The following is a 25,553-nucleotide window of genomic DNA, read 5'->3' as shown; positions in this document are numbered from 1 at the left end:
ATAAAAATACAGCTCAAAAATATAAATAGCACAAAGCACCTCATTAAAATCAGCGGCAGTGTACATAATTTCATCAAGCATTGAAACTTCACGCATGCTATAGCCTCTATAAGGCCTATTTATGCTCGCTTTAATACTCTTTAGCTTTGTCATCTAGGTTATTGAAACAATGTACAAAAACCAACCATTTTGCTATTATAGGGACGTGCGGTTAGCACAAAGGAATATACAAAAATAATCATGAGGAATCGTTATGTCTGAAGAATCAGCTAACATTTATGCAGCGCCAGAAGCCGAACTTACTCAACAAAATAATGGCGGAAATAAACCAATTTTGAATTTTGATCGTTTCTCAGCTTGGGGCGTGTTTTTTTTAAGTCTTATCACATTGGGAATTTACTCAATATATTGGCTTGTAAGCCGAACAAATAAGGCAAACATGCTTGCTAAACATAAAGTAAACCAAAACTTAGTTTATGGTTATATTGTACTTTATGTAATCAACTTTGCTTTAGCATTTACAGCTATTCCAGAAGTAATATCTTCTATCTTTTCAATCATTACTTTTATTGTTGGTCTAGTATTCATTTTCTCGTTAAGAACTTCACTTCAAGAGCTTATTAATGAAGGCAGCAATGAACCTGTGCACTTAAGTGGCATACTTACATTTTTCTTTTATGCTATTTATTTCCAATACAAAATTAATGAAGCTATTGATAATCAGAAATAACCATTTCGTTATCTAATAAAAAAGGCATTGAATTCAATGCCTTTTTTATTGCCGGTTGGTATTACAATGCCCCTGAGTGCTTCACATTTAAATAGGTGTTAAGCACATGCGGTAGTAGCTGCTCAGGGTTACAGTCTATGGCTATCACCCCTTGTTTTTTAAGCTTAGCCATATTGGCTTTGTGTGAATTTAATAGTGCTAATGCTGCACAATAGCTGGTTGCATCTTCGTACTTTTCTATAGGCTCTTCGAGTACTTCATTCACTGCACGATTGTTAATATTAATAAGTGCGACTAAGTGATGCTTTTGTAATAGCTTAATTGCAGGCATTAATTCATCAATACTTTGCTCATCGAGCGTGGTGACTAATAAAACTAGAGAGCGTTTACTGCGCTTGGCAATTAATTGGTTCACAGCCACTAAATAGTCACTACTGCTTTTATCTGGGTATAGATCATAAAAGTGATTCATCACCCTTGATACATTTTGTGCGCCTTTTACATCGGGTAACCAACGCAAATTTTGGTTAAAGCTTTGCATGCTAAACCAGTCACCTTGCTTTAAAACCGTGTGTGACAGCAATAATAATGCATTTAAAGCATGATCAAAGTGACTGCCTTCATTGGCTTCTATGGCCATTTTTTTAGAGGCGTCTAGCATCACTATGACGTGTTGGTTTTGTTCTTCTTGATACTCACGAGAAATGAGTTTTCGACGCTTACTAGTCGCCTGCCAATCAATCTGCCTGACGCTATCACCTTGGCGATATTCACGTAACTGCTGAAACTCAATACCATCACCGCGCTTTTTAGAGAGTTTTAAACCTGAAATTGGCTTATTCACCACCCCATTTAAATGCTGCTTTGAAGTAACACGGCTAAAATCTGGGTAAACCTTTAATTGGATAGCTTGAGCAGTTAACCAGTTTGTTTGCCAAAGACCCAGTGCGGACCCAACTCTAAGCTCAATCGCACTAATCTCTGCATCGCCTCGTTTGTGAGCACGTAAATTAAAGCTCTGCTTAGCTTGTTGCATCGCATCAATAAACACAGTTTGCTGTGGTTTTTGCAGCTCAATCGCATTACTTAAATGAACACTAACATCTAACATAGTCGCATGCTTAGCTTTATTTTTAATGACTACATTTAATGCTTGGCGTCGATATAAGGCCATGTTGAGATTAGTTTGTGCACTCACTTCAAGTAAAGGCTCTGACTTCGCTGCCATATAATCTACAAATACCACCAATAAGGGCACTAATAACAAGGCCGTTAGCACTAAGCTGTCAACCGATGCAATAGCACAGACAAGCAACAATAACAGCAGCAAAGCTGTTAATTGTACTAAGCGTTTTGCAGGTCTATGCTTGATGCGATTCATGAGCGCGGCGCTTCAACACTGGCTAAAATGGCACTGATCACTTCATCAAATGATACCCCTTCAAGCTCCAGATCAGCGGATAAAATTAAACGGTGCCTTAAAATATTCACTGACACTGACTTCACGTCATCTGGGGTTACAAAGTCACGGCCATTCATCAATGCCATTACTTTTGCAGCTTTAATGATGTTAATTGAGGCCCGTAACCCTGCGCCGTGCAGCACACCCTGCCAAGTTCGTGAACTTCGCACAATATCAACAGCATAATTAAGTATTTGTTCGTCCACTAAGATATCTGCACAAAGCTGTTTAATTTCAGCAATACGCTTAGCATCCAATACTGTAGGGAGCTGCTCTACTTTGGTTTCATTAGAAACTATTTGTGTATTCAGTTTTAAAAGCTCAACTTCCGATTCATGTGAAGGAAAACCAAGCTCGACCTTCATCATAAAGCGGTCTAATTCAGCCTCTGGCAGTGGGTAAGTCCCTTCTTGATCTAACGGGTTTTGAGTAGCGAGTACCATAAACGGTGAATCAATAGATAATGACTCACCATCAATGGTGATTTGTTGCTCTTGCATTACCTCAAGTAGTGCTGATTGCGTTTTAGCTGGTGCACGGTTAATTTCATCAGCCAGCAAAATATTAGTAAATGCTGGGCCTTTTTTGATATTAAATTCACCTGATTTCATATCATACAAACTATGACCAACAACATCTGACGGCATTAGATCCGGCGTAAACTGCACTCGCGAGAAATCTACATTTAAGCTCTTTGCTAGGGCTCTAACCAGTAGCGTTTTACCAAGTCCAGGAACCCCTTCAAGTAACACATGACCACCCGCAAATAGAACGGTAAGTACATCTTCAACAATGGCATCTTGACCAACTAACACACGTGAAATGTTATGCTTTACTTGTTTTACTGCATCAGCTGCCTCAATTAAGCTCATGCGATTAGTATCCAATTCCGTGCTCATAAGGCATTCCTTAATTGTTTGAATCGTTTTATATATTCTGTTCGTTGTTCTTTTGACTCAGGCAACTTGCTAGCAAGTAACTGAGCCACATGTTGTTTTTCAAAATGAGTTAAATTAGCGATGATCTGCGCCTGTTTTTCAGCACTGAGCATTTTAAAGTTAGGCACTCGCGACTCTACTTTGGCGTAAAAATCTTTTTCTAGTGCGGTAAATAATACGGCTTCGTGACCATGCTCTGTATAGAAATTTGCTACTGCACGAATATGCTGATTAAAGCTAGTTTTTATATCGAATTCAGGAGTATAAGAGCGGCCAATGCGACTACTTATATGCCACACTGCAAGCACAATTAATAACAGCAACGTCACCACAAATTGCCAGCTCCAGTGCCATAATTTGGCAAACCAATTTGGGTAAGTTAGGTAAGGTACATAAGTGACTTTATCAGCTCCTTTACTTAGCCAAAGTAATAAGCTGCCATGATCAAGATGGCGAAGTCGGTAATTGGTAAAAGGTAACAGTGACGGCATAACGATGACCCGACCTTGACCAAATGCAAAGTCACACATCAGGGTGTCACTATTTTCACTATTGGTGCTAACACCGGGGCAATTTTCTATATAAAACGCGCGACTTAACTCAAGATCGAGCTGAGTGTTTTCATCGATAGATAGCGTACTGTTTTTATTCCCTTCTTTAAGCATCGCAAAGTCATATTCAAAGACATCTTCTTGGCTTTGCACATTGATGCCAAGCTGACTAAAAAACACCGTGTTATCAATCGCCAGTTCATCGCGTTGCCTATTTAATACATAAATTAAACGCCCGCCATCAGCGACCCAATCAGCAAGTTGTACATCTAACTGGTAAGAATCAGCAAGCACTGCTTCATCCAAAATTAAGATACTTTGCGGGTCTATGTTTAACTCATCACTTTGTACTTGTTCTACCAAGCGCTTATTCTTCTGCCAATCGATGCCATTGGCTTTGAGTAGTCGTTGAGCCATCGTGAAATTGTCTTTTGCCACATCACTATGAAAACCAATTTCGATTTCTTTTTTCTGCCAATCTAAAGAAGCAATACCAGCAATAGCAAATATGCTAAACACCACTAGCGCCGCAATCAGCACATATTTAAGCTTCACGGGCTTGCTCCTTAGTCTCTGCTGTCATTGCTGTAATTTGCTCAGTCAGCTCGATAAAGTCGATATCAGGGGTTTTATGGCCCCAAGCAACTGTGACCCATGCAGAAAATAAGCGGGCAAAAATCGCTTGCCCTTGGCTAGGTACCTTTGCATCAATTGCACCTTTACATTCGCGCTCAGTCATCGAGCGGTGCAAGCGAACTTCATGTCGCTGCTGCGCCCAAGTCAGCGCATGATGAAGCAAGTACGCTAGCGCCAAGCGATGCTGACCTTGCTCAAAGCATTGCTTTGCAGCGGCAATTAAATCAGTAGGTAAATCTTTACTTTTAATTTCTGCAAATAAGGTCGGGATCACCGACTCTTCATTCACTTTACTACGCTCAGGCAAGCTTAAATTGGCAAAAAAACCGCGCTTTTGCATCAGGTAATAAACTAGCCAAATGACTAATAAACCTACCAATACCCAAACCAACATACCAAACATCTGACCAATGGCTGTAAACACATCGATAAGCCACGACCAATCACTATCTGATGAACTCGCTTTCGCTTCAATATTTGGCAGCCAGGTAGTCTCAGTTTCAATGACATTAGGCTCATTATAAAGAGCTGTAACTTGCTCTTTTACCGCTTGCTTATCGATTTGCTCTGCATAGCTAGTTGATGGTTGCAGCGTGAACGTTGTAAGTATAAGTAGTGCTACAGCACTGACTACGCCTGCAAGGCGGGTACGAATGTTTTTGAATGCGAGCTCTATATCCCAGCCCTCAAGTTCAACACGGCGATGTAAATAAGCAAGGAAACCGCCAGTGACGAAAAGCGGCGCCACTAAGGAAATACTAAGGATGTATATAAAATTAAACGCTATCTCAACCCAGATTGGCGCTTCGAAAATTTGATACATGGCTTCTTGTGCTGAAAATGAATGGGGCACAAGTGCAATTGTCAGCGCAGAAATCCCCATTAATAAGATAAACTCAAAATGCACACAAAATAGCATCCACAACGTTTGCTTTGGCTTCGTTGAGGCAAATAAAACCTGCTTGCGCTTTGTTTTTCGCTCGCCTGATAGCCGCTCAAGTTGCTCAACGGGCGCTAAAAATGCTCTATTTGGGCTAAGCCTGAAAATGGTTAAATGCGCTAGCATATCGGCAACTTTTAACTGTTTAAGTGACTTTAAGCTACTACTTATTTTGACCGGTTGATTGAATACCGCCTTTGACATGTAATCGAGTAAAGGTCGTTCAAATACAGGTTTAAGCCACCAAACAACAAATCCGCCTATGCCCCAATTTAATAAAAAGCCGACAATTAAAAATACTGGAACAGCCATCATCAAATACAAAGTGATCAGCGCCACAATATGCTGCTTAACTAACAACACAGTTAAATCAAAGGTCTCGTAAGCACTGCGCTTGCGGGGTGTGAAGCTAAGACGATTAAGCTCCATAGCGCATTCCCTTGTACAAACGGAAAATGACATAACACCAACAGCCGCTGCCAACTATATATTTAATTTCGTAAGCAATATCACGAGGTGACCAAAACGCTTCAATAAAAGCAGCAATTACTAACATTAAAAAAGCACCAACAATGAGCGGAAGTGCCTTTTGTGCAGCCTGTTTCATTGCATATGCACGGGTATACTGCCCAGGGCTTAATATGCCGTAACCAATCTGACATCCTGCAGCTGAGGCAATGATGATAGCAGTCAACTCAAACGAGCCATGAGTGATAACAAACGAAAAAAATGGCCCTTCAAAACCTACATTAACAATATGAGCAGCAACTGCACCAAAGTAAAAACTATTAAATAATAGGAAAAAAGCAGCGCCAACACAGAACAGCACACCACCTGCAAACATCTGAAATGCAATTCCTATGTTATTGTAAATGTAGACACCGAACATCATTAAGTCTTGCGGTGCACCGCGCTCAGCCGATTGAACGCTGCCACTGGGGTTATACATTTGTTCGATATTAAGCACTGTGCCTTGCCCTAAAAATGTATAAACGGCATCAGGGTCAATTGTCACCCAAATAAAAGCGATAAGGGCCAATCCCCAAAACGCGATTAAGTTTACAGCCAGCATTAAACGGTTTTCATACAGTGCGCGTGGAAATGCAGTTCGCGCCACATGCCATATTTCAGAGAATTGATTGCTTCGAGACAAATAAAGGCGCTTTTGCCCTAACTGCACAAGCCTATTTATTTGCTCAATCAACACAGGGCTGTATTGACGACTTTGGGCAATGGCTAAATCATTACAAACTTTGCGATATAAATTAGGAAAATTAACAGGTAAAGACTCAGCATTATTTTGCTCACAAAGGGCTTCGAACTCATCCCAACTTACGCTATTTGATTTTACAAATTGAGTTTGCTTCATTGTTTACCCTCCTGCTGCGGGTAATCGTTATCGTGTTGAACTTGCCCAGCGAAGTGGCGTGCGTAACTAACGAGCTGCGCTTCAATCTCGTGCTCTGCTGTAGAAAACGGTGCAGCTAAAATAGCTGCCAACTCACGACGCCTTGCATCAGATAATTCACCATGGCGCTCAGCAAAAGCAAGTACAGCTAATTGCTCTTCGGTAGTTAAGCTAATTGAAGGAATATGCACTTCACCTTGAGCTATTTCAGGCCGCTCTGCGAACTCATCGTCGTAAATAACCATGGTGCCTGCCGCCCAATCACCAATGCGTTTAAAGCGGTTGTTAAACAACATAACTACAAGGCCCAAAAAATAGCCTATCGGTAGCATATCTGCGGGGCGTAGCAAGTTACGCACAACTATTTGCGAAAAGCTCGCTGGTAAGCCATTGTCTTGCACAACACGAATATTAAGTCGTTTTTTACCTGGGGTTTGGCCACTTTCCATTTCAAACAGGATGTTATAGCCCCATGAAATTAAAAAGTAAGCAATTAATATAAGTCCTTGCCCTGCATCGCCAAAAAAGGCAAGTACAGTGCCTACAGCAAGTAAAACCAAACTACGGATAATAAAATCGATGGTGTAGGCATAGCTTCGGGCGACAACACCTGCAGGAGTGATAGCGATATTAACGCCTTCGGGGAGTTTGATGTATTCTCTGTTTTCCAATCCGTGGTTCAACATTAATCTACTACTGGTATTTATTGTTGTTTTCGTAAGCCAATAATAATGCGCGTTTTTAGTCCCTTTTTCAATGCATTTTGTTATAAGCGCCTTACAAATAAAACAAAAAAACCGGCTAAAAGCCGGTTTTTGAAGAGCCACAAAGTTATTTTTCTGCGCGGCCCATAAACTTATGTTCAACCGTGTTGATACGAATGCGATCGCCTGTAGAAATATGCTCAGGTACCTGAATCGTTAAACCGGTTGTCAAACGTGCAGGCTTTGAACGTGCACTTGCTGAAGCACCCTTAATTGAAGGATCGGTTTCTTCAACAACAAGCTCAACACTTGATGGCAAATCTAAGCCAACCGGAGCGCCATCGATTACAATTACGTGAAGACCTTGAGTTTCTTCATTTACGAATAAAATCTCTTCGCTAATCGCTTCTTTATTTAAGTTATAAGGCGTGTAGTCTTCATTATCCATGAATACATACTCTTCACCGTCAATGTAAGAGAACATTGCTTCACGACGAATGAGATCAGCAAGCTTTAGCATGTCGCTGTCTTTGAATGTTTCATCAACTTTGCCACCAGTTACCACATCGTATAAACGCATACGGTATAAACTGCCACCAGCACGACCTTGTGGTACAGAACGTTGAATATCTTTAACTACTAAAACACGGCCGTTATGCTCGATAGCGGCGCCTTTTTTAACTTCACTTGCCTTAGGCATGGGTGTATTCCTATCGTTTTTTGTTGACAGAAATTTACCACGTAATGGCTATTGTTCAATAAAAATTTGCAGTTTTAACTCACAGCCGTTATTTATTCGATTTTTCAGCAAATTATAATATTAGTTGTCTCAAAACTAAGAAAAAGCTGCTATGTTTATAACTACGAAAAATGACTTCAAGGATTGGATCATGAATCAACACACAGTACACGAATATTTAATGAAAAAGCCATTGGTGATGATCACCCAACCATTTGGCCAAGATGTCGACGTTTACAAGGTGAATCATAAAATGTTTGCCACCCTTGCTGAGGGCAAAGAAGGCCAAACAGACGATGAAGGTAATCTTGTATGGTGGCTAAATCTGAAATGCGAGCCAGATGAAGCCCAAGCATTGCGTGATATTTTCCCGTCGGTGATCCCGGGTTATCACATGAACAAACGTTTATGGAATACGGTTATTTTAGATGGTACCGTACCACAAGGAGAGATTGAGCGGATGATTGATAATTCGTTTGATTTAGTGGTTGCGAATATGCCAGAAAAAGACAGAAAAGCGATTGAGCTTCATCTGTAAAATTGCGCACTGATCACGCTCTGTGATCAGTGCAACCTAAATAAAAATGATGATCGGTATACAAAACACCGCCAATAGCATACGCATCTAGCTGCTTATCGACTAACTGAAAACCACATTTCTCAAGTACTTTTTCTGAACCGATATTACCTTCGGTGACAACCGCTTTAAATTCCCGCACAGCATGTTCTGATTTGGCGTAATCAAGCACTGCTTGCAAAGACTCTGTGGCATAGCCACGACCATGAAAATTAGGCAGCAGCAAATAACCGACTTCTTGACTATCAGGCACTGTTGATGAAGTAAACCCAGTTACACCCACCTCTTTACCTGTACTGGTTTCAACAATAACTAAGCACAGTGGTGAATTCGAATTTGGCTGCCAAGGCTTTAAGCGTTCATTAAACTTTGCTCGTAGCTGCGCCTCTGAGGGCTTATCGAAGCATTTCTCTATCACTTGGGCATCATTATGCAAAGTATAAAACAATGGCCAGTCATCGGCATTTAACAGCCGTAGTGTTAATCGCGAAGTGGTGAGAGTCATGGTGATTAATCGCTTAGTAAATAAACCTAGTTATAACAAACTGATTTCGAGAATTAAATACCACTTATGGCCAATATATAAGTAAAAAGCCCCGCTCAATAAGCAGGGCTTTTAAAATTAACTAATTAATTTAAAGAATTAGCTTTTAGTCGTTTCTGTATTAGCTTCTTCTGACGCTTGCTCGTCTTCAACCACTTCTTTGGTTACTTCAACCGGATCGACAGGCGTAGCTTCAGCTATTGCCAGCTCTTCGCTTTCTGCTTGGTAAAAACGCCCCCCCTTTTCAGCCATTGCTTTTAACGTATCGCAAGGTGTGAAAATAGGGTTGTAGTTAGCAAAAGTCGCCATTTCTGAGCTCACTTGTGCTGCACCCAGTTTATCCATATAGCTAAATGGACCGCCTAAGAATGGTGGGAAACCGATACCAAAAATAGCACCAATATCACCGTCACGCGGGCTTGCAATAATGCCATCATCTAAACAGCGTACCGCTTCGTTAAGCATTTGCGCAACACAACGTTTAGCAATTTCGCTCTTGTTTAAACGAGGTGATGGCGTAACACCAAGTAGCTCGTATACTGACTCATCCACTTTTTTATCTTTCTTGTCGTAAAGGTAAAAACCACGGCCAGTCTTACGACCTAAACGCTTAGAATCGATTAAGCGATTAAAGGCGTCAGGTGCTTTAAAGCGCTCGCCCAACTCTTTTTCAAGGATTGGCGCAATTTTAGAACCTATATCAATCCCTACTTCATCAAGTAACGCTAAAGGCCCTACCGGGAAACCAAACTCAACCAATGCTTGGTCAATCTTTTCAATTGGCTCACCTGCAAGCAGTAAATTAGCCGCTTCATTAACATAAGGCGCTAAGATACGGTTTACATAAAAACCAGCCATGTCTTTAACCACAATCGGGGTTTTACCTTGCTTACGGGCAAAGTTAACAACGCGTGCGATAGTTTCTTCAGACGTACCGGCGTGTGGAATGATCTCAACAAGTGGCATCTTTTCAACTGGAGAGAAGTAATGCAGACCAATTACATTTTCTGGGCGTGCTGCATCAGCAGCGATTTGTGCAATCGGTAATGATGAGGTATTACTTGCAAAAATAGTGTTGTCTTGGCATTCACGTTCAACATCAGCCACCATACCTTGCTTTAAAGCAAGATCTTCAAACACTGCTTCGATAACGATATCAATGTGTTTAAAACCGCTGTAATCGGTTGTACCGGTAATGCGGTTCATGGTTTGTTGTAAATCAGCTTTAGATAAAATACGACGCTTTTGCTTTTTATCTAAAATCTTATAGCTGTAGTTCATTGCATTGCTGATGCCCTTTTCAGCCACATCTTTAATGCGCACTGGAACACCCGCTTTTACAGCACTAACATGGGCAATACCCGCGCCCATGAGGCCGCCACCTAATACTGCCGCTTTAGCGATTGCTGGTGCATCATCATTACGCCACTCTTTTTTCATTTCAGTGGTTGCAAAGAAAATACCGCGCAATGCTTTTGACTCATCACTCATTACCAGCGTGGCAAAGCCTTCTGCTTCAGTTTTGTATGCTTTTAACTGATCAAGCTCAACACTTGCACGAACCGCTTTAATAATGGCTAAAGGTGCTGGGTAGTGACCGCCTGTTTTCTTCAGCACGTTTTCTTGTGCTTTTTTGAAAATAATATTGCGACCAAATGGGTTTGACTCAAGTAATTGACTCAAACGGTCTAGCTTAGGTTTAGTAGCCTTCGCCTTACCTTTCAGAGCAAACTCTTTAGCAACGTCAAGTAATACACTGTGTGGTACACAGTCATTTACTAAGCCTGTTTTCTTCGCTTGCTTAGCACGCACTTGCTTACCTGTAAGCATCCACTCAAGTGCTTTTTGCAAGCCAACTAATTTTGGTAAACGTTGAGTACCGCCACCACCAGGTAATAAGCCTAACTGTACTTCTGGCAAACCAAGCTTAGTGATATCGCTGTCAGAACACACTCGATAATCACATGCTAAAGCAAACTCTAAACCACCGCCTAACGCTGCACCATGAATAGCACTTACTGTTGGGAAAGGTAGCTTTTTCATATCGAAAAAGGCTTGTTGGCACATTTCGCTTAACGCTAATGCATCTTCACGGCTATTCGCGCTATCAAGCATTTTAATATCAGCACCAGCGATAAAGTTATCGCTTTTACCACTAATAAATACCATACCTTTTACAGCTTGCGCTTGTGCGTCTTTGAGTAAGGTTTTTAAATCTTCTGCGAAACTGCTGCGCAGGGTGTTCATTTTCTCACCCGGCACATCAATGGTTACAACGGCTACGCCGTCATCAGCCACTGATAAACTAAATACTGAATCTGTCATTACGCACTCTCCAATACAAAGGCTGCGCCTAAGCCACCCGCTGCACACGCAGTCGTAAGCGCTAAGCCGCCACCGCGACGATTAAGTTCATTTAAGCTTTGCGTGATCAGGCGTGCACCTGTTGCCGCAAATGGGTGACCGTATGCTAGTGAGCCACCTAATACATTGAACTTGTCCATGTTAATTTCGCCGATCGCTTTACTGCGACCAAGCTTTTCTTGTGCAAATTTGTCTGACGCAAACATCTTCATATTAGCCAGTGTTTGCGCTGCAAATGCTTCGTGCATTTCGATTAAATCTAAATCTGCTAATGTAATACCTGCACGGTCAAGAGCAATTGGCGTAGAGTGAGCCGGACCCATTAGCATGTCCTCATGGACACCGATTGCCGAGAAAGCAAAGCTACGTACATAACCTAAGATATTGTAACCCAATGCTTTTGCTTTACTTTCACTCATCATTAATACCGCAGCAGCACCATCAGTTAGTGGCGTAGCATTAGCGGCTGTAACTGAACCGTGTTGACGGTCAAATACTGGTTTTAATTTCGCATAGCCTTCAACAGTCGAGTTATGGCGAATGTTATTATCTTGCTCAATAAAACTCTTATAAGGCGCTACATGCGCAGTCATCACTTCGTCTTTAAGTTTGCCATCAGCCCATGCTTGGCTTGCAAGAGTATGAGAACGATGTGCTAAAGCATCTTGGTCTTCACGGCTAATACTATGCGTTTTAGCCATTTGCTCTGCCGTTTGACCCATAGATAAGCCTGTAGAGTACTCAGCTACCGCTGGCGGCACAGGAAGTAAATCTTTTAGACGTAGTTTTGAGAAAATCTTTAATCGCTGACCAAGCGTGCGTGCTTTGTTTAAATCAACAAGGCTACCCGCTAATTTTTTGCTGACACCAATAGGTAATACAGACGATGAGTCAGCACCACCAGCGATACCCACTTGCACTGAGCCTGCCATAATTGACTCGGCTACGTTAGCAATGGCTTGGAAACTTGTCGCACACGCACGCGAAACAGAATAAGCATCAACAGAAACAGGCATGCCCGTACCTAATACGATTTCACGGGCAATATTTGGGGCTTCTGGCATTTGCACTACTTGACCAAATACAAGTTGATCAATTTCAGATTTATTAAAGTTAAGTCGTTCAAGCATTTCGTTGACAACTAACTTACCCATATCAAGGGCTGGTACATGATGAAATGCTGTGGCTTGCTTTGCGAATGGCGTTCGCAGGCCGCTAACGATAGCGATACGATCGCCTTTTGCTGTTTTAAGTATATTTTGCTCAGACATTTATGCTCTCCCGCTGACAGGTCTGACCTGTTTGTTTTTCCTGATTCTAAAACAACCCGTGTACGAATGCCAATATTAAGTTTTCAACCATAGGCTTTTTTTGGCCTATTTACAAAAAAACACTGTATTTATATGGTAGGCTAAAAATCCTTAAAAAATAACGAACTATTTGAGGATTTTGTGTCTAACACTTGTGTTATAACTTTTGAATCCTTATAACTTGTTAATAGCGCCCCACCACGGTACCGCGTAAAGAATTTATCGGTACTGAATATAACGCATTGGCGCATAGCAAAAACAATTTTTGACTCACGCTTTTAGGACAGTCTTTTTATTATGGCAGTTAACGCATTTTCACAATTAAAATCATACTTAGACACGCAAATTATCGGCCAACCACAATTAACCCAAGCACTGTTAATCGCGATTTTGGCAGATGGCCATTTATTAGTAGAAGGCCCTCCAGGTCTTGCAAAGACCCGTGCAGTCAATGCCTTAGCAAAAGGGGTTGAAGGTAGCTTCCAACGTGTTCAGTTTACCCCAGACTTATTACCTGCGGATGTCACAGGTACCGATATATATCGTCAGCAAACCAGTGAATTTGTATTTGAAAAAGGACCGTTATTTCATAACCTAATTTTGGCTGACGAAATTAACCGTGCCCCTGCTAAAGTACAATCTGCGCTACTCGAAGCCATGGCTGAACGCCAAGTAACGGTTGGTAAAAACACTTATCCACTGTCTGATCTATTTATGGTTATGGCAACCCAAAACCCGCTAGAGCAAGAAGGCACTTATCCACTACCAGAAGCACAGCTTGACCGCTTCTTATTGCATTTGAGCATTGATTACCCGGGTGCTGAACACGAATTAGATATCCTACGCCTAACCCGTGGCGAGGCTATTTCTGATAAGCAAGCAGAGACACAACAAATTAGTCAAAGTGAACTTTTTGCTGCGCGTAAAGCTATTTTAGGCTTGTACTTAGCTGAGCCACTTGAAAAGTACCTAGTGCAATTAATTGTTGCAACCCGTGAAGCTTCAGAGCTTGATGAGCAACTTGGCCGCTGGATTGAATATGGCGCAAGCCCGCGTGCAACCATTGCCCTTGATAAATGCGCACGAGCTCATGCTTGGCTTGAAGGCCGTGATTTTGTAGCCCCAGATGATATCCAAGCGGTGCTGCATAATGTGTTACGTCACCGTATCATTTTAAGCTACGAAGCGCAGGCCGATGGCATCAGTAAAGATGACGTGATCAGCCGTATTTTAGAATTGGTAGCAGTGCCATAAGCTATGTCGAGCCAATTTGATACAGCGGCGTGGTTAGCAACGAGCCATAGTCAAGGCGTCAATTTATCACTCAAAGAGTTGATGTATTACAAAGCCAAAGCTCGTTTACTAGAACTTGCGCCCAAAGTAAAAATCAAAAACAGTTTAGCTGGGCAATACCTTGCGCCACATAAAGGTCGCGGGATGGAGTTTGCTGAAGTGCGTCATTATCAAGCTGGTGATGACATACGCTCTATCGACTGGCGTGTTACCGCCCGTACAGGCGAAACCCACACTAAACTGTTTCAAGAAGAAAAAGAACGCCCTGTTTTTGTATTTACCGACTTTTCTAACTCGATGCTGTTTGGCTCAAAGTTACTGTTAAAATCGGTGCAAGCAGCGCATATTAGCGCATTAGTTGCTTGGTCGGCGTGTCAAAGAGGTGACCGCATTGGTGGTCTGGTGTTTAATCAACATAGTCATCACGAATTAAAGCCTACGTCACGCGAAAAGGCGGTGTTAAAGCTCTGTCACAACTTATGTGATATTCACAACCAAGCGCTCAATAATATCGACAAAACAACCAACAGCCTATTTAGTGAAAACCTAAAACGCCTTAACCATTTGGCTAAACCCGGTAGCCTAGTTTATATCGTTTCTGATTTTAGTGCCCTTGATGAAGCGAGCTTTAAACAACTTGAAATGCTGAGCAGACACTGTGAGTTGGTTGGTTGCCATATTAGTGACCCATTTGAACATCAGTTACCTGCTTTTAAACAAACAGTAACTGTGTCTGCAAATGGACAAGATCTTGCTTTACCATTAATGGACAAGCAATTTCGCGAGCGCTTCGCTAAATCTGCTGAAGAGTCTTTTTCTAATAGGTTAAAGCGCCTACAAAAATCTGGGCTTAGTTTAATTTCATTCAGTGCAGCCACTCCACTTGAGCTGCAATTAGTGAGAAAGTAACAATGCAAAAAAATCCGCTAGATGGCTTACATGATGTCATTGCACCGACCGAGGTTGCATGGTGGCCACTTGCTCCAATTTGGTGGCTGATCATCGCCTTAGTTGGTTCGTTATTAATTATCGGCTTAGTGCTTTTATATAAAAACAAACAGTTCAAAAAAGCCAAGAAACAAGCCATTAAATTAAGTAAAACCCTTAGTGATGATGATGCACAAGAGCTACACATTATTTTAAAACGTTTAACCCGTCATTATTACAGCAGTCAACTTGCCTCTCAGCCTTTGGCAAAGTGGTCTGAAAATTTATCTAAGCTAAGTGGCGATAACTTTAGTTACGACGAGTTGATGCCGCTTTATCAGCAGCAAAGTAATAATGCTGAACTTGCAGCTAAATTACGCAGTGCCATTCGCAACTTTAAACTCAAGGAGCCAATTAATGTTTGAGTTTAGTTGGCCATGGTGTTTTGTGCTTTTACCCCTACCTTGGCTTTTAAGTCGCTTTATGCCGTTAAAGCAACAAGGGCAATTACGGTTGCGTATTCCTGGCTTTGCTAAGCTTGGTTTGAATAATCAAGCGGTGCAGCAACATAGTCGTAAAGTATCTTTGCTCGAATGGGCAGTATGGGGATTATTAGTTATTGCTATCGCAAACCCGACTTGGCTTGATGACCCCATCACCTTGCCCAATGAAGGCCGCGATATCATGCTTGCAGTAGATTTATCTGGTTCTATGACAGAACAAGATATGGCCTATCAAAACCAGTATGTCGACAGGCTAACTATGGTAAAAGCGGTACTGAGTGACTTTATTGAGCAACGTCAAGGCGACCGCCTTGGTCTCATTTTATTTGGCGACACCGCATTTTTACAAACACCTCTTACGCGTGATGTTAAAACCGTGAGCCAAATGCTGAGCGAGGCGCAAATCGGTCTAGTTGGTCGAGCAACAGCTATCGGAGATGCATTAGGTTTGTCAGTAAAACGCTTTGCTAACAAAGATGAAAGTAACCGTATCGTAGTGCTATTAACTGATGGTCAAAACACCGCAGGTAACCTTGACCCAGAAGATGCACTACTGTTAGCACGTGAAGAAGGCATCAAGGTTTATACCATAGGTGTTGGCTCCGATAACCCGCGTGGTTTTAGCTTATTCAATATGGGTGGAATGAGTGGCGGTAACTTAGATGAAAGCTTACTAAAACGTATTGCAGAACAAACTGGCGGCTTATATTTTCGTGCAAAAGATGTGGCTGGCTTGCAGCAAATTTATCAGGAGCTCGATAAACTTGAGCCTATCAGTAGCGATGAGCAGACGTTCCGTCCACAAATTTCATTGTTTTATATTCCACTGCTTGTGGCGCTAGGCTTAATCAGCTTAACAATATTAGTAAGTTTTATTCGCCAACTTAAGCAGGAGAGCTAGTATGGATTTTGAATTTATTCGCCCTGCACTACTTTGGTTATTGCTCCCCGCACTGATTATTTTTAGTGTGTTGTTAGTACGCAATAAAAAGAACGCCCCAGCTGATTTAATTGCCCCCCATTTGGCGCAGTTTGTAATGAGCGACAATCATAAAAAGCAAAGCCAACCGCTTTGGCTAGTTGCTATTTTTACCTTGCTAGCCATTGTGTTTGCAGCAGGTCCAAGCTTCGAGAAAAAACAAGTCCCAGTGTTTCAAGCGAAAAACGCACGGGTTATTGTGATGGATATGTCGTACTCAATGTTCAGTACCGACATCGCACCAAATAGATTAGTTCAAGCTCGCTTTAAAGCACTTGATATGATTGAACTTTTCAAAGAAGGTGATACGGCATTGGTTGCTTATGCAGGTTCTGCATTTACCATTTCACCGCTAACCAATGACGCCAGCACCTTAGCTAACCTCATCCCAAGCCTAAGCCCAGATATCATGCCGAGCAAAGGTTCAAATGTTATTGAAGGCCTAGAAAAAGCCGACGATTTACTTAAACAAGCAGGCTATTTAGATGGTGATATTATTTTAGTTACCGATGGGGTTGATAGCCTTGATCAAGAAGATATTAGTCGCTTTACCGCTCAGTCGAGTTATCGCTTGAATGTCTATGGCGTCGGCACGGAGCAAGGTGCGCCTATTAAGTTACCTGAAGGTGGCTTTTTAAAAGATTCGCAAGGACAGATTGTTATTCCGACGCTAAATATCAGTCGCTTAAGTGCTTTAGCGCGCAACAGCGGTGGCAAATTTGCACTTTATCAAACCAGTAATCAAGATATTCAAACATTTGCCCCAACAGCCAATGCTGAAGTACTCAAAGACGAGAAACAAAGCCAAGCGTTATGGCGTGTTGATGCTGGTATATACGGTCTTGTTATTTTACTACCATTAGCGCTCTTTTTAATTCGCCGAAGCAGCCTAGTACTTGGCTTTTTGTTCGTTATGCTATTACCTCAGCAACAGGTTTACGCCGCCGAGTTACCAGAGGTGTTTAAAAACCAAGACCAACGCGCTCTCGATGCCTATCAGCAAAATCAATTTGAACAAGCCGCCCAAGCTGAAAACACGCAATTAAAAGGCGCAGCCCTTTATCAGCAAGGTAATTACCAAGCTGCCATGGATGCGTTTAGTGAAGATAAATCTGCGACGGGTTTGTACAACTATGGCAATGCCCTTGCAAAGGCAGGTGAACTAGAGCAAGCAATAGAAGCTTATAAGAAAGCCCAACAGCTTAAAAATGACTTCACTGAAGCAAAAGAAAACCAAGCCCTTGTTGAACAGTTAATGCAGCAGCAAGAGCAACAGCAGCAACAAGATCAACAGCAAAACACTGATCAACAAAACTCCGATGGTCAGCAAGATAACCAGCAAAAGCAACAGGGTGAAAACTCCCAGCAAGGCGATAACTCTGAGCAAAGTGAGCAGCAAGATGGCCAACAACCCTCAGAGCAAGGCGAACAGTCAGATCAAAAAGGTGAGCAAAGTGACTCTGAAAGTGATCAACAAAACAAACCTGAAATGCAATCTGAATCAGAAAAGTCGCCACAATCAGGTGAGCAAAAGCCAGAGCAATCTCCTGAGCAACAAGATGCCCAGCCAGAGCCATCGCAAAGCGATGAACAAGCTAAACAGCAAGCAGAGCAACAGGCTATGCAGGCACAAGCTGCTGAGCTGACTAATGAAGAGAAAGAAAAAGCCCAGCAACTTAATCAATTGCTGCGTAAAGTTCCCGATGATCCTGCGATCTTATTAAGAAATAAAATGCAATTAGAAGCACAAAAACGAAACTATCAACGTCGTCCACGAGGAGCCGAAAAATCATGGTAATGCGATTATTATGTTGTTTATTGCTAATCGCGGCAGCGCCGCTTTGGGCTGCCACCCAGCTACAGGCAAGTGTTGATAAAAACCCAGTCCTTGCCGGTGAGTTTTTTGTTTTAACCATCTCAGCAGACGACTCTATTAACAGCGAACAACCCGACACTTCAGTGTTATTAAAAGACTTTGTTGTAGGGCCTACCAGTGTAAGCTCGCGTACCAACATTATTAATGGTGAAATCAGTAAGCAAACTAACTGGTCTGTAAAACTGATGACCCGCAAAGAAGGCACTTATACCATTCCTGCTTTTACCGTTGCTGGTGTCAGTTCAAAACCGATTGAGCTAACGGTGGCTAAGCGCAGCCAAACCTCTGAGCAAAATAAAGAAGCCTTCATTAAAACAAGCATCAAGCCAACTAGCTTATACGTGCAAGAAGCCGGTGTTTATACGGTTAAATTGTATTTAGACAACAACAAAGAACTGCTTGATGGCAACTTAACCACACCAGAAATGGAAAACGCTGAGCTAACTCCAATTAACAAGCAATCTGAAGACTATGAGTTAATTGATGGAAAACGCTATTTAGTGATCACCCGTGAGTATTTAGTGCAACCACAAAAAAGTGGCGTGAATACCATCACAGCCCCAGTATTCAATGGCCGTATTCGTCAAAATTACCGACAAATGGCTGTTTCAGCAATGGGCGAAGATGTCGATATTGAAATCAAGCCAATTCCAGAAAACTACTCAGGTGCTTGGTTACCGAGTGAATTGGTTAACCTTGATGAGCAATGGCAACCAAAAGATGACACCGTGGAAGTCGGTACGCCGATCACTCGAACTATCACCTTAACCGCATTGGGGGTTACTAAAGAGCAACTTCCTGATATCGATATGCCGCAGGTGCAAGGTTTTAGAAGTTACCCTGATGAAAAAGAGAGTAATCATCTGGTACGTGATGGCCGTGTTATTTCACAACAAACGGCTTCTTATGCTTTATTACCGCAAACACCAGGCACTTATACATTGCCTGAAATAAAGCTGCCTTGGTTTAATACCAAAATCAATCGTATTAGCTACGCGACAATACCTGCTCGAACATTAACAGTTGTGCCAAGTACAAATCCACTCACACCAACAGCCCCTGCTATCGCAGAGCCGCAAACAGCAAGCTCTAATGAGCTGAGTCATACGCCAACTAATGTGCAAACCGTTACGCAAGTCACGACGCCAATGTGGCTTATTGTCGTGGCAGTTGTCGGCTATGGACTTTGGTTAGTCACCTTAGTGCTTTACATTAAAAAGCGCCCTCAACAATCAACGCCTAAAGCATTATCTAAGAGTGTTACATCCGTGTCATTAAATGAGTTAAAGCTGTTTGCAAAACAGAACAATAGCTCAGCGTTTTATAACGCATTAAACCTCTATGCAAAACAGTACACAGGTAAGAATGTAGCGGCCATTGAGTATTTACTCGCATCACTCAAAAACACACAACTTAATGATGAAATTGCTAAATTACGCACTAAACTTTATAGTTCAGCAGATGAACAAGTTGATTTAAGTTTAATTGTAAACTTGCTAAGCCAAGCAACAAAGCACACTCAATCGACAAGTAATGACACTGAATTAAAAAATCTTTACGATTAACGATTAATCTAATAGATTGAATATAAACGGCTAATCTTGAATTAGCCGTTTTTTTAAGAAAAAAATAATAATCTCAGAAAGATTTTTTCTGATAGGCAGGTCTTAGTTACTATGACAGAAAAACAAAAGCGATATGAAGCGCTGGTTCATGTCTACCACAGTGAGCTTTTTCGCTTTGCGTATTGGTTGTGTCGTGATCAGAACATTGCTGAAGACTTAGTGCAGGAAACTTTCCTGAGGGCTTGGCGTGCCTTGGATTCACTGCAAGATCAACAAGCGGTAAAACCTTGGTTGTTAACTATCTTACGTCGCGAGAATGCACGTCGCTTTGAACGTAAACAATTTGATTACGCCGATGTTGAAAACGACACCCTTGTAGATGAAAAAAGTACAACCCTTGATGCTGAAATGGAACAAACAGTGATTCAACGACAAATTGGAAAGTTATCACAAGAGTATCGAGAACCATTACTGCTGCAGGTGGTAATGGGTTGCTCTGGCGACGAGATTGCCCAGATCCTCGATTTAAATAAAAATACTGTCATGACACGACTTTTTCGTGCCAGAAACCAGCTTAAAGAGGCTTTAAGCAGTGATGATGATCAACTTAGAGGAGCATCAAATTAATGGATGAACTCGAGTTTCGCCGCCGCATCCTCGCCGAGCCAAGCACTATTGATAAGGAACTTGAAGCGTTTGCCGAGCAGGACACTGATAAACAGGCGTTTATTGATGATGTACGTGCCCTCGATGATGAACTAAGCAAAGCGCTTAACGTACCCGTGCCTGAAAATTTGGCAAAGCGAATTATTGATAACACCTATGCTTGTGAAGAAAACCATGAGCAGCCGCTAGACACTATTATTGAGGCTAAGTCGCGCTTTGCCTTCAATCGCCTGTATTTAGCCGCCGCAGCATCGTTTTTAGTGGCAATTAGTGTGTTCTTTGTCATTAACAAACAACATACTTTATACAGTGTGGGTGAGCATGCCTTTACACACCTTTATCATGAGATTGGCGCGTTAGATAAGCATGAAGCGATAGACCTTGCTTATGTAAATGAAAAGTTTGCTACTATTGGCGGACACCTAGATGAGCTACCAGGTAAAGTAACCTATTTGATGTTTTGTGACTTTCAAGGCAAAAAAGGCCTGCACTTGGTATTTGAGTCTGATTTTGGCCCGATGACGGTATTCATTGTACCTTCTGACGAGCAACCATTTGGCACTGGCTCTGACGATTTCAATGATGAGCGTTTCGCTGGCCACATCAACCGCGGTGAGCGAGCGGATACTATCTTAATAGCGAGTATTGGCGCTCCACTTGATAGCTACAACAGTATGATCAATGACGCCATTCGCTGGCTGCATTAATACCTACTCGTAGTAACACATATTACAGGCATAAAAAAACCGCAGTCACTTCACACACTGCGGTTTTTTTATCACTATAAAGCAGGTTACTTACAAACGTCTGCTACTGCATTTGCGAAGTAGTCAATGTTTGCATCGCTGATACCAGCAACGTTTACACGGCTAGAACCAACAATGTAGATTGAGTACTCTTTTTGTAAACGTTCGATTTGCTCTTTATTAATACCTAGGAATGAGAACATACCATTTTGACGATCAATAAATGAGAAGTCTTGCTCAATGCCTTTCGCTGCTAAGCTTTCTTTGATTAAAGTACGTAAGCCATTAATACGATTACGCATTTCATCAAGCTCGTCATGCCACATTTGCGTCAGCTCAGTGCTACCTAAAATCGTGCTAACAATATCAGCACCATGCGCAGGCGGCATAGAATAGATACTACGTACAACACTTAATAATACAGAGTTAGAGATATCAGCAGTCGCTGCATCTTTAGCAATGATTGAACATGCACCGATACGCTCGCGGTATAAACCGAAGTTTTTCGAGCAAGAAGAACAGATGATTAGCTCATCTACCGCTGCTGCTAATTTACGAAGACCCGCTGCGTCTTCTTCAAGGCTTGAACCAAACCCTTGGTAAGCAATATCAACCAGTGGCGTGAAACCAACTTCAACAGCAAGATCAGCAACTGTGCTCCATTGCTCAGCATTTAAATCCATACCGCTTGGGTTGTGACAACATGCGTGGAATAACACAACATCACCTTTAGGCACTTGCTTAAGGGTATTAATCATGTCATCAAATAAAAGGTCTTTATTTTCGTAATCGTAGTAAGGGTATTCTTTTACTGTTAAGCCCGCCGCTTCAAATAAGCTGATGTGGTTTGCCCACGTTGGCGTAGTTACCCATACCGTCGCATCTTTGTTGCAACGCTTAATGAATTCGGCAGCAACACGTAGCGCACCTGTACCACCTGGTGCTTGTGCAGTGCGAACACGGTTAGCTAAAAGTGCTGGATGCTCACCCAGTAATAAGTTTTCCATTTTTTGACAGTAATCTAAGTTACCAGCCAAGCCAATGTACGATTTACTGGTTTCGTTTTCTAAACGAAACGCTTCCGCTTTTTTAACCGCTTTTAATACAGGCGTATTGCCTTGCTCATCCTTATAAACACCTACACCCAAATCAATTTTCTTTGGGTTTGTATCTTGTTTAAAGGCCGCCATTAGGCCAAGAATAGGATCTGTTGGTAATGGTTTTAATTCTGAGAACATTGACTATCTCTTTTTATAGGGGTTAGCGTTGCCACTAGCTTAACATAAAAACCCAGCCTGATTACTAGTAAAATTAGACCAAGAGTTGAGGAATTTTAATACAACAAGCCACAAGTAATGCAAGGGTCTGCTGATCAAAGAAATCATTACTAAATGCTTCTGCATCTATAATACCTAAGCATTCATTTTTAGCTGATAGTAAGGGTAAACAGGTTTCAGCTTTCACCTTTGGATCGCAGGTATAATACTCACCACCTTTTGCAAGATAATCAGCAACGTTATTGATCACGCGACCTTGCTTAGAAAGCGCGACTTGAACATTGTTACTACCTTTAGCAAACGCTTCTGTAAGCGGGAATAATGGTCGGCTAGGTGCCCCGTGATAAACCAGTTTTAATAACTGAGGGCCTTCGTCAGTATTTGTTGCTTGATAAATACCAAACCAATCAACTTGAGTCTGAGCAACGACAAAATCGATGATTTGTTGAAGCTTAGTCAGCTTTTCAGTATTTGTAGCATCATCTGCAACATAATCGTTTAATTTGAATGGTTCATCTTGCAAATAACCAAATAAGCTACACGACCCCCCCTCGCCTAGCTCAGGAATTTGATACTCCCAACGCACTGCTGGTGAAGCGGACTCTGCAAGATATTGTTCAAGGTTCGATAATTGCTCAGCAACCAAGTTTTCTGGTAATTCAAGCTGTGCAGTAGATAAGTAGTTAGAAATCATTTAGCCATCCAAACATCTATAATGCCAGAATGATAACATGCGATTTTAGTGTGAGCTAGTACTGCTTGCTGTTAATTGATAATAAATTTCGACTTGATTACCAGCACTATTAAATGTCACTTTTGAGGCAACTTCTCTAAGTAAGCACAAGCCTCTACCATGCTCCCTTGCAAGGCTTTGTTGATTTGTTTGCTCTTTACTAAAACCGTTTCCTGAGTCACAAACGGTAAAATATAGAGCACACTCTTCGGGGCAATAACGGATATCAATAATGATTAAAGCATCTGTTAAATTTGCGAGGGCCTCTTCTCGTTGTTGATAATAAATTAAAAAGCCATCTTCTTGATTCTTAATCTCTGAGTCGAGACCTAACACACCGTGATCTAAGGCATTATTATAGGCCTCTGAGAGTATCAAAAAGATATTTGCGCGATGGGCATTTAACCCCGCCACTTTACTTATTACATCAACTACTTCCAACACAGGATCTGTGCTTTTGATTTGCTTTGAATTTAAGCTCAATGAAAAATTAAAGGGTAATGCAGATAGCTGTTCAGACTTTTGCTCAGACTCATCCATAGGTAAACAATTTAATAATACTAAGCTTAAGTCGTCTTGTTGTTTATTGCCGCGGGCAAATTTGTTTACTCGTTCTAATACTTGATTTGAAGAAATATTTGGCTTTGAGCCAAGCACCTTTTTAAAACGCTGCTCACCAAAATATTCATCATTTGGGCTAGTCGTTTCAATAATGCCATCGGTCGCCATCACGATACGAGAAGTATCTTCTACCTCTATGTGAATAAGTGCACGTTCAAATTCATCCTCTTCTAAAATACCCAGTGCCATGTGTTGAGATTCAAGAGTGCGAATGAGTTCTCCATTTTGGTCGATGATATACGTATCAGGTAATCCTCCAAGCCAAGCCGAAACACTTTTCCCGGTGTTACTGAGCTCTAGAATGGTAGCAGCACAAAACATATGTCCTGGCAGTAATTTACCTAGTACTGAATTAATTTCTGCAGCAATATCACTGACTGACATCCCCTTACTTACCATTGTATAAAATACCCTTGAAGCAGGAAGTGCTCCGACCGCAGCAGCTAAACCATGGCCGGTAAAATCACCAAGCATGCAGTACAAGCTGCCAATTGGGCTTTGTGCTACCAAAAACATATCGCCATTAAACATAGCGGCAGGTGATAAATGAAAGTCTAAATGCGACGGAAATGACTGTTGGTTTTCGAGGGCGTTATTAAAAATATGTTCGACGATTTCATGTTCGCGCTCGACTTGATTTTGATGATATTCAAGTTGTAGATTTTGCTCTCTTGCCTTTTGGCTTAAATTACGGATCCGGCTATGCGCTTTAATTTTCGCGTTAAGAATGACCTCTTGAAATGGCTTATGTAAAAAGTCATCGCCGCCAACCGCTAAGCAACGCTCAAAACTCGCTTCATCTTCTAAAGAGGTAATAAATATAATCGGTAAGTAAACTTGGCTAAAGCGCTCTTTGATAATCGCTGCGGTTTCAAAGCCGTCCATCACAGGCATAATGACATCGAGTAACACAATATCAATGGTGTGTTCTTCGAGCAGGTTTAAAGCAACAAGCCCGTTTTCAGCGGTATAAACACGGTAGCCCTGCTGCTCTAACATCACGGTTAATAAGCGACGATTTAAGGCTAGATCGTCTACAACCAGAATATTAAGCATCAATCAATATCGAACTTTTTATCAAAACGTGAGATTTGCAGGATTTTTTTCAGTTGCGGTTGGCAATTGCTAATTTGAATTGTTTCAACTTTGCCTGTTAGGTTTTTTTTCATGTTCAGCAACATGCCTAACGCTGAGCTGTCCATGTAATCTGTTTCTCTGAGGTCAATAACCACTTTATCGATATTGTCGTTAAGATCGGCGTACGCCTGACGAAAAGATTGCACCAAATTAAAATCAAATTTTCCTTTGATTTGTACGGTTAATATAGCGCCATCAGCAGAAGTGCTGCGCGATAAACTCATAATAAACTCCTAATAAACAAATCTTTCCTGATACCTAATTAAATATAACCGCTTAGAACAAATAAGCCAAAAATTAAAACACTTAGGATGAAATTTGTTATCA

At 41.6% G+C, this 25,553-nt stretch carries 24 protein-coding genes; 10 read left to right on the top strand and 14 right to left on the bottom strand.

Annotated features, from left to right (window positions below; translation table 11 throughout):
- Window positions 1-253 precede the first annotated feature (253 nt).
- Window positions 254-730 carry a DUF4234 domain-containing protein gene (locus tag HYD28_07530; protein QLE08836.1) on the top strand — a complete coding sequence of 159 codons (477 nt, stop codon included), beginning with the start codon at window positions 254-256 and terminating at the stop codon, window positions 728-730.
- 61 nt (window positions 731-791) lie between these two features.
- Here the strand turns inward: HYD28_07530 and HYD28_07525 are convergent, their stop codons facing one another.
- The 7 genes from HYD28_07525 to yeiP form a co-directional block, all read right to left on the bottom strand.
- Window positions 792-2,111 carry a DUF58 domain-containing protein gene (locus HYD28_07525; GenBank protein QLE08835.1) on the bottom strand — a complete coding sequence of 440 codons (1,320 nt, stop codon included), beginning with the start codon at window positions 2,109-2,111 and terminating at the stop codon, window positions 792-794.
- Window positions 2,108-3,091 (bottom strand): MoxR family ATPase, encoded by a 984-nt coding sequence (locus HYD28_07520; protein QLE08834.1) that lies wholly within the window; start codon window positions 3,089-3,091, stop codon window positions 2,108-2,110. The genes HYD28_07525 and HYD28_07520 overlap by 4 nt, the downstream gene beginning before the upstream one ends.
- Complete coding sequence (locus HYD28_07515) at window positions 3,088-4,236, bottom strand: hypothetical protein (GenBank protein QLE08833.1); 1,149 nt, start codon at window positions 4,234-4,236, stop codon at window positions 3,088-3,090. Before HYD28_07515 ends, HYD28_07520 begins: the two co-directional genes overlap by 4 nt.
- Window positions 4,226-5,686: a hypothetical protein gene (locus tag HYD28_07510; protein QLE08832.1), complete on the bottom strand. Its 1,461-nt coding sequence runs from the start codon at window positions 5,684-5,686 to the stop codon at window positions 4,226-4,228. Before HYD28_07510 ends, HYD28_07515 begins: the two co-directional genes overlap by 11 nt.
- Window positions 5,676-6,626: a stage II sporulation protein M gene (locus tag HYD28_07505; GenBank protein ID QLE08831.1), complete on the bottom strand. Its 951-nt coding sequence runs from the start codon at window positions 6,624-6,626 to the stop codon at window positions 5,676-5,678. The genes HYD28_07510 and HYD28_07505 overlap by 11 nt, the downstream gene beginning before the upstream one ends.
- Window positions 6,623-7,351 carry an RDD family protein gene (locus tag HYD28_07500; GenBank protein QLE08830.1) on the bottom strand — a complete coding sequence of 243 codons (729 nt, stop codon included), beginning with the start codon at window positions 7,349-7,351 and terminating at the stop codon, window positions 6,623-6,625. The genes HYD28_07505 and HYD28_07500 overlap by 4 nt, the downstream gene beginning before the upstream one ends.
- 145 nt (window positions 7,352-7,496) lie before the next feature.
- The gene (yeiP, locus tag HYD28_07495) at window positions 7,497-8,069 is read right to left on the bottom strand and encodes an elongation factor P-like protein YeiP (GenBank protein QLE08829.1); all 573 of its coding nucleotides are present in this window, start codon (window positions 8,067-8,069) and stop codon (window positions 7,497-7,499) included.
- A gap of 190 nt (window positions 8,070-8,259) precedes the next feature.
- Between yeiP and HYD28_07490 the strand changes: the two genes are divergently transcribed.
- Entirely contained in the window at window positions 8,260-8,646 is a 387-nt protein-coding gene (locus tag HYD28_07490) for an MmcQ/YjbR family DNA-binding protein (GenBank protein QLE08828.1), read from the top strand.
- Window positions 8,647-8,659: 13 nt separating this feature from the next.
- On the opposite strand, the gene HYD28_07485 is transcribed toward HYD28_07490, so the two are convergent.
- The 3 genes from HYD28_07485 to fadI form a co-directional block, all read right to left on the bottom strand.
- Window positions 8,660-9,190 carry a GNAT family N-acetyltransferase gene (locus HYD28_07485; GenBank protein QLE08827.1) on the bottom strand — a complete coding sequence of 177 codons (531 nt, stop codon included), beginning with the start codon at window positions 9,188-9,190 and terminating at the stop codon, window positions 8,660-8,662.
- Between the two features lie 138 nt (window positions 9,191-9,328).
- Window positions 9,329-11,554 (bottom strand): fatty acid oxidation complex subunit alpha FadJ, encoded by a 2,226-nt coding sequence (gene fadJ / locus HYD28_07480; protein QLE08826.1) that lies wholly within the window; start codon window positions 11,552-11,554, stop codon window positions 9,329-9,331.
- The gene (gene fadI, locus HYD28_07475; protein QLE08825.1) at window positions 11,554-12,864 is read right to left on the bottom strand and encodes an acetyl-CoA C-acyltransferase FadI; all 1,311 of its coding nucleotides are present in this window, start codon (window positions 12,862-12,864) and stop codon (window positions 11,554-11,556) included. Before fadI ends, fadJ begins: the two co-directional genes overlap by 1 nt.
- A gap of 336 nt (window positions 12,865-13,200) precedes the next feature.
- Here fadI and HYD28_07470 point away from each other — a divergent pair, with 336 nt between their 5' ends.
- From HYD28_07470 to HYD28_07435, 8 genes are all read left to right on the top strand, one after another.
- The gene (locus HYD28_07470) at window positions 13,201-14,157 is read left to right on the top strand and encodes a MoxR family ATPase (protein QLE08824.1); all 957 of its coding nucleotides are present in this window, start codon (window positions 13,201-13,203) and stop codon (window positions 14,155-14,157) included.
- Between the two features lie 3 nt (window positions 14,158-14,160).
- Window positions 14,161-15,105 (top strand): DUF58 domain-containing protein, encoded by a 945-nt coding sequence (locus HYD28_07465; protein QLE08823.1) that lies wholly within the window; start codon window positions 14,161-14,163, stop codon window positions 15,103-15,105.
- A 2-nt stretch (window positions 15,106-15,107) separates the two neighbouring features.
- Window positions 15,108-15,548 carry a DUF4381 domain-containing protein gene (locus HYD28_07460; GenBank protein QLE08822.1) on the top strand — a complete coding sequence of 147 codons (441 nt, stop codon included), beginning with the start codon at window positions 15,108-15,110 and terminating at the stop codon, window positions 15,546-15,548.
- Complete coding sequence (locus tag HYD28_07455) at window positions 15,541-16,527, top strand: VWA domain-containing protein (GenBank protein ID QLE08821.1); 987 nt, start codon at window positions 15,541-15,543, stop codon at window positions 16,525-16,527. The genes HYD28_07460 and HYD28_07455 overlap by 8 nt, the downstream gene beginning before the upstream one ends.
- 1 nt (window position 16,528) lies before the next feature.
- Window positions 16,529-18,403, top strand: coding sequence for a VWA domain-containing protein (locus tag HYD28_07450; protein QLE08820.1), 1,875 nt, complete (start codon window positions 16,529-16,531; stop codon window positions 18,401-18,403).
- Window positions 18,397-20,046 carry a protein BatD gene (locus HYD28_07445; GenBank protein ID QLE08819.1) on the top strand — a complete coding sequence of 550 codons (1,650 nt, stop codon included), beginning with the start codon at window positions 18,397-18,399 and terminating at the stop codon, window positions 20,044-20,046. The genes HYD28_07450 and HYD28_07445 overlap by 7 nt, the downstream gene beginning before the upstream one ends.
- A 111-nt stretch (window positions 20,047-20,157) precedes the next feature.
- Complete coding sequence (locus HYD28_07440; GenBank protein QLE08818.1) at window positions 20,158-20,673, top strand: sigma-70 family RNA polymerase sigma factor; 516 nt, start codon at window positions 20,158-20,160, stop codon at window positions 20,671-20,673.
- Complete coding sequence (locus tag HYD28_07435; protein ID QLE08817.1) at window positions 20,673-21,419, top strand: DUF3379 family protein; 747 nt, start codon at window positions 20,673-20,675, stop codon at window positions 21,417-21,419. Before HYD28_07440 ends, HYD28_07435 begins: the two co-directional genes overlap by 1 nt.
- A gap of 86 nt (window positions 21,420-21,505) precedes the next feature.
- Here HYD28_07435 and HYD28_07430 read toward each other — a convergent pair whose 3' ends face one another.
- From HYD28_07430 to HYD28_07415, 4 genes are all read right to left on the bottom strand, one after another.
- Window positions 21,506-22,696, bottom strand: coding sequence for an aspartate/tyrosine/aromatic aminotransferase (locus HYD28_07430; protein QLE08816.1), 1,191 nt, complete (start codon window positions 22,694-22,696; stop codon window positions 21,506-21,508).
- Window positions 22,697-22,769: 73 nt separating this feature from the next.
- The gene (locus HYD28_07425) at window positions 22,770-23,429 is read right to left on the bottom strand and encodes a histidine kinase (protein ID QLE08815.1); all 660 of its coding nucleotides are present in this window, start codon (window positions 23,427-23,429) and stop codon (window positions 22,770-22,772) included.
- A 45-nt stretch (window positions 23,430-23,474) separates the two neighbouring features.
- Window positions 23,475-25,145, bottom strand: coding sequence for a fused response regulator/phosphatase (locus HYD28_07420; protein QLE08814.1), 1,671 nt, complete (start codon window positions 25,143-25,145; stop codon window positions 23,475-23,477).
- The gene (locus tag HYD28_07415) at window positions 25,145-25,450 is read right to left on the bottom strand and encodes an STAS domain-containing protein (protein QLE08813.1); all 306 of its coding nucleotides are present in this window, start codon (window positions 25,448-25,450) and stop codon (window positions 25,145-25,147) included. The genes HYD28_07420 and HYD28_07415 overlap by 1 nt, the downstream gene beginning before the upstream one ends.
- Window positions 25,451-25,553 lie beyond the last annotated feature (103 nt).

Origin of the sequence: Pseudoalteromonas shioyasakiensis, assembly GCA_013391845.1 — a bacterium.
GTDB classification, from domain to species: Bacteria; Pseudomonadota; Gammaproteobacteria; order Enterobacterales; family Alteromonadaceae; genus Pseudoalteromonas; species Pseudoalteromonas apostichopi.
Note: the sequence above shows the minus strand (reverse complement) of the source record. Positions and strands in the feature narration are given on the sequence as shown.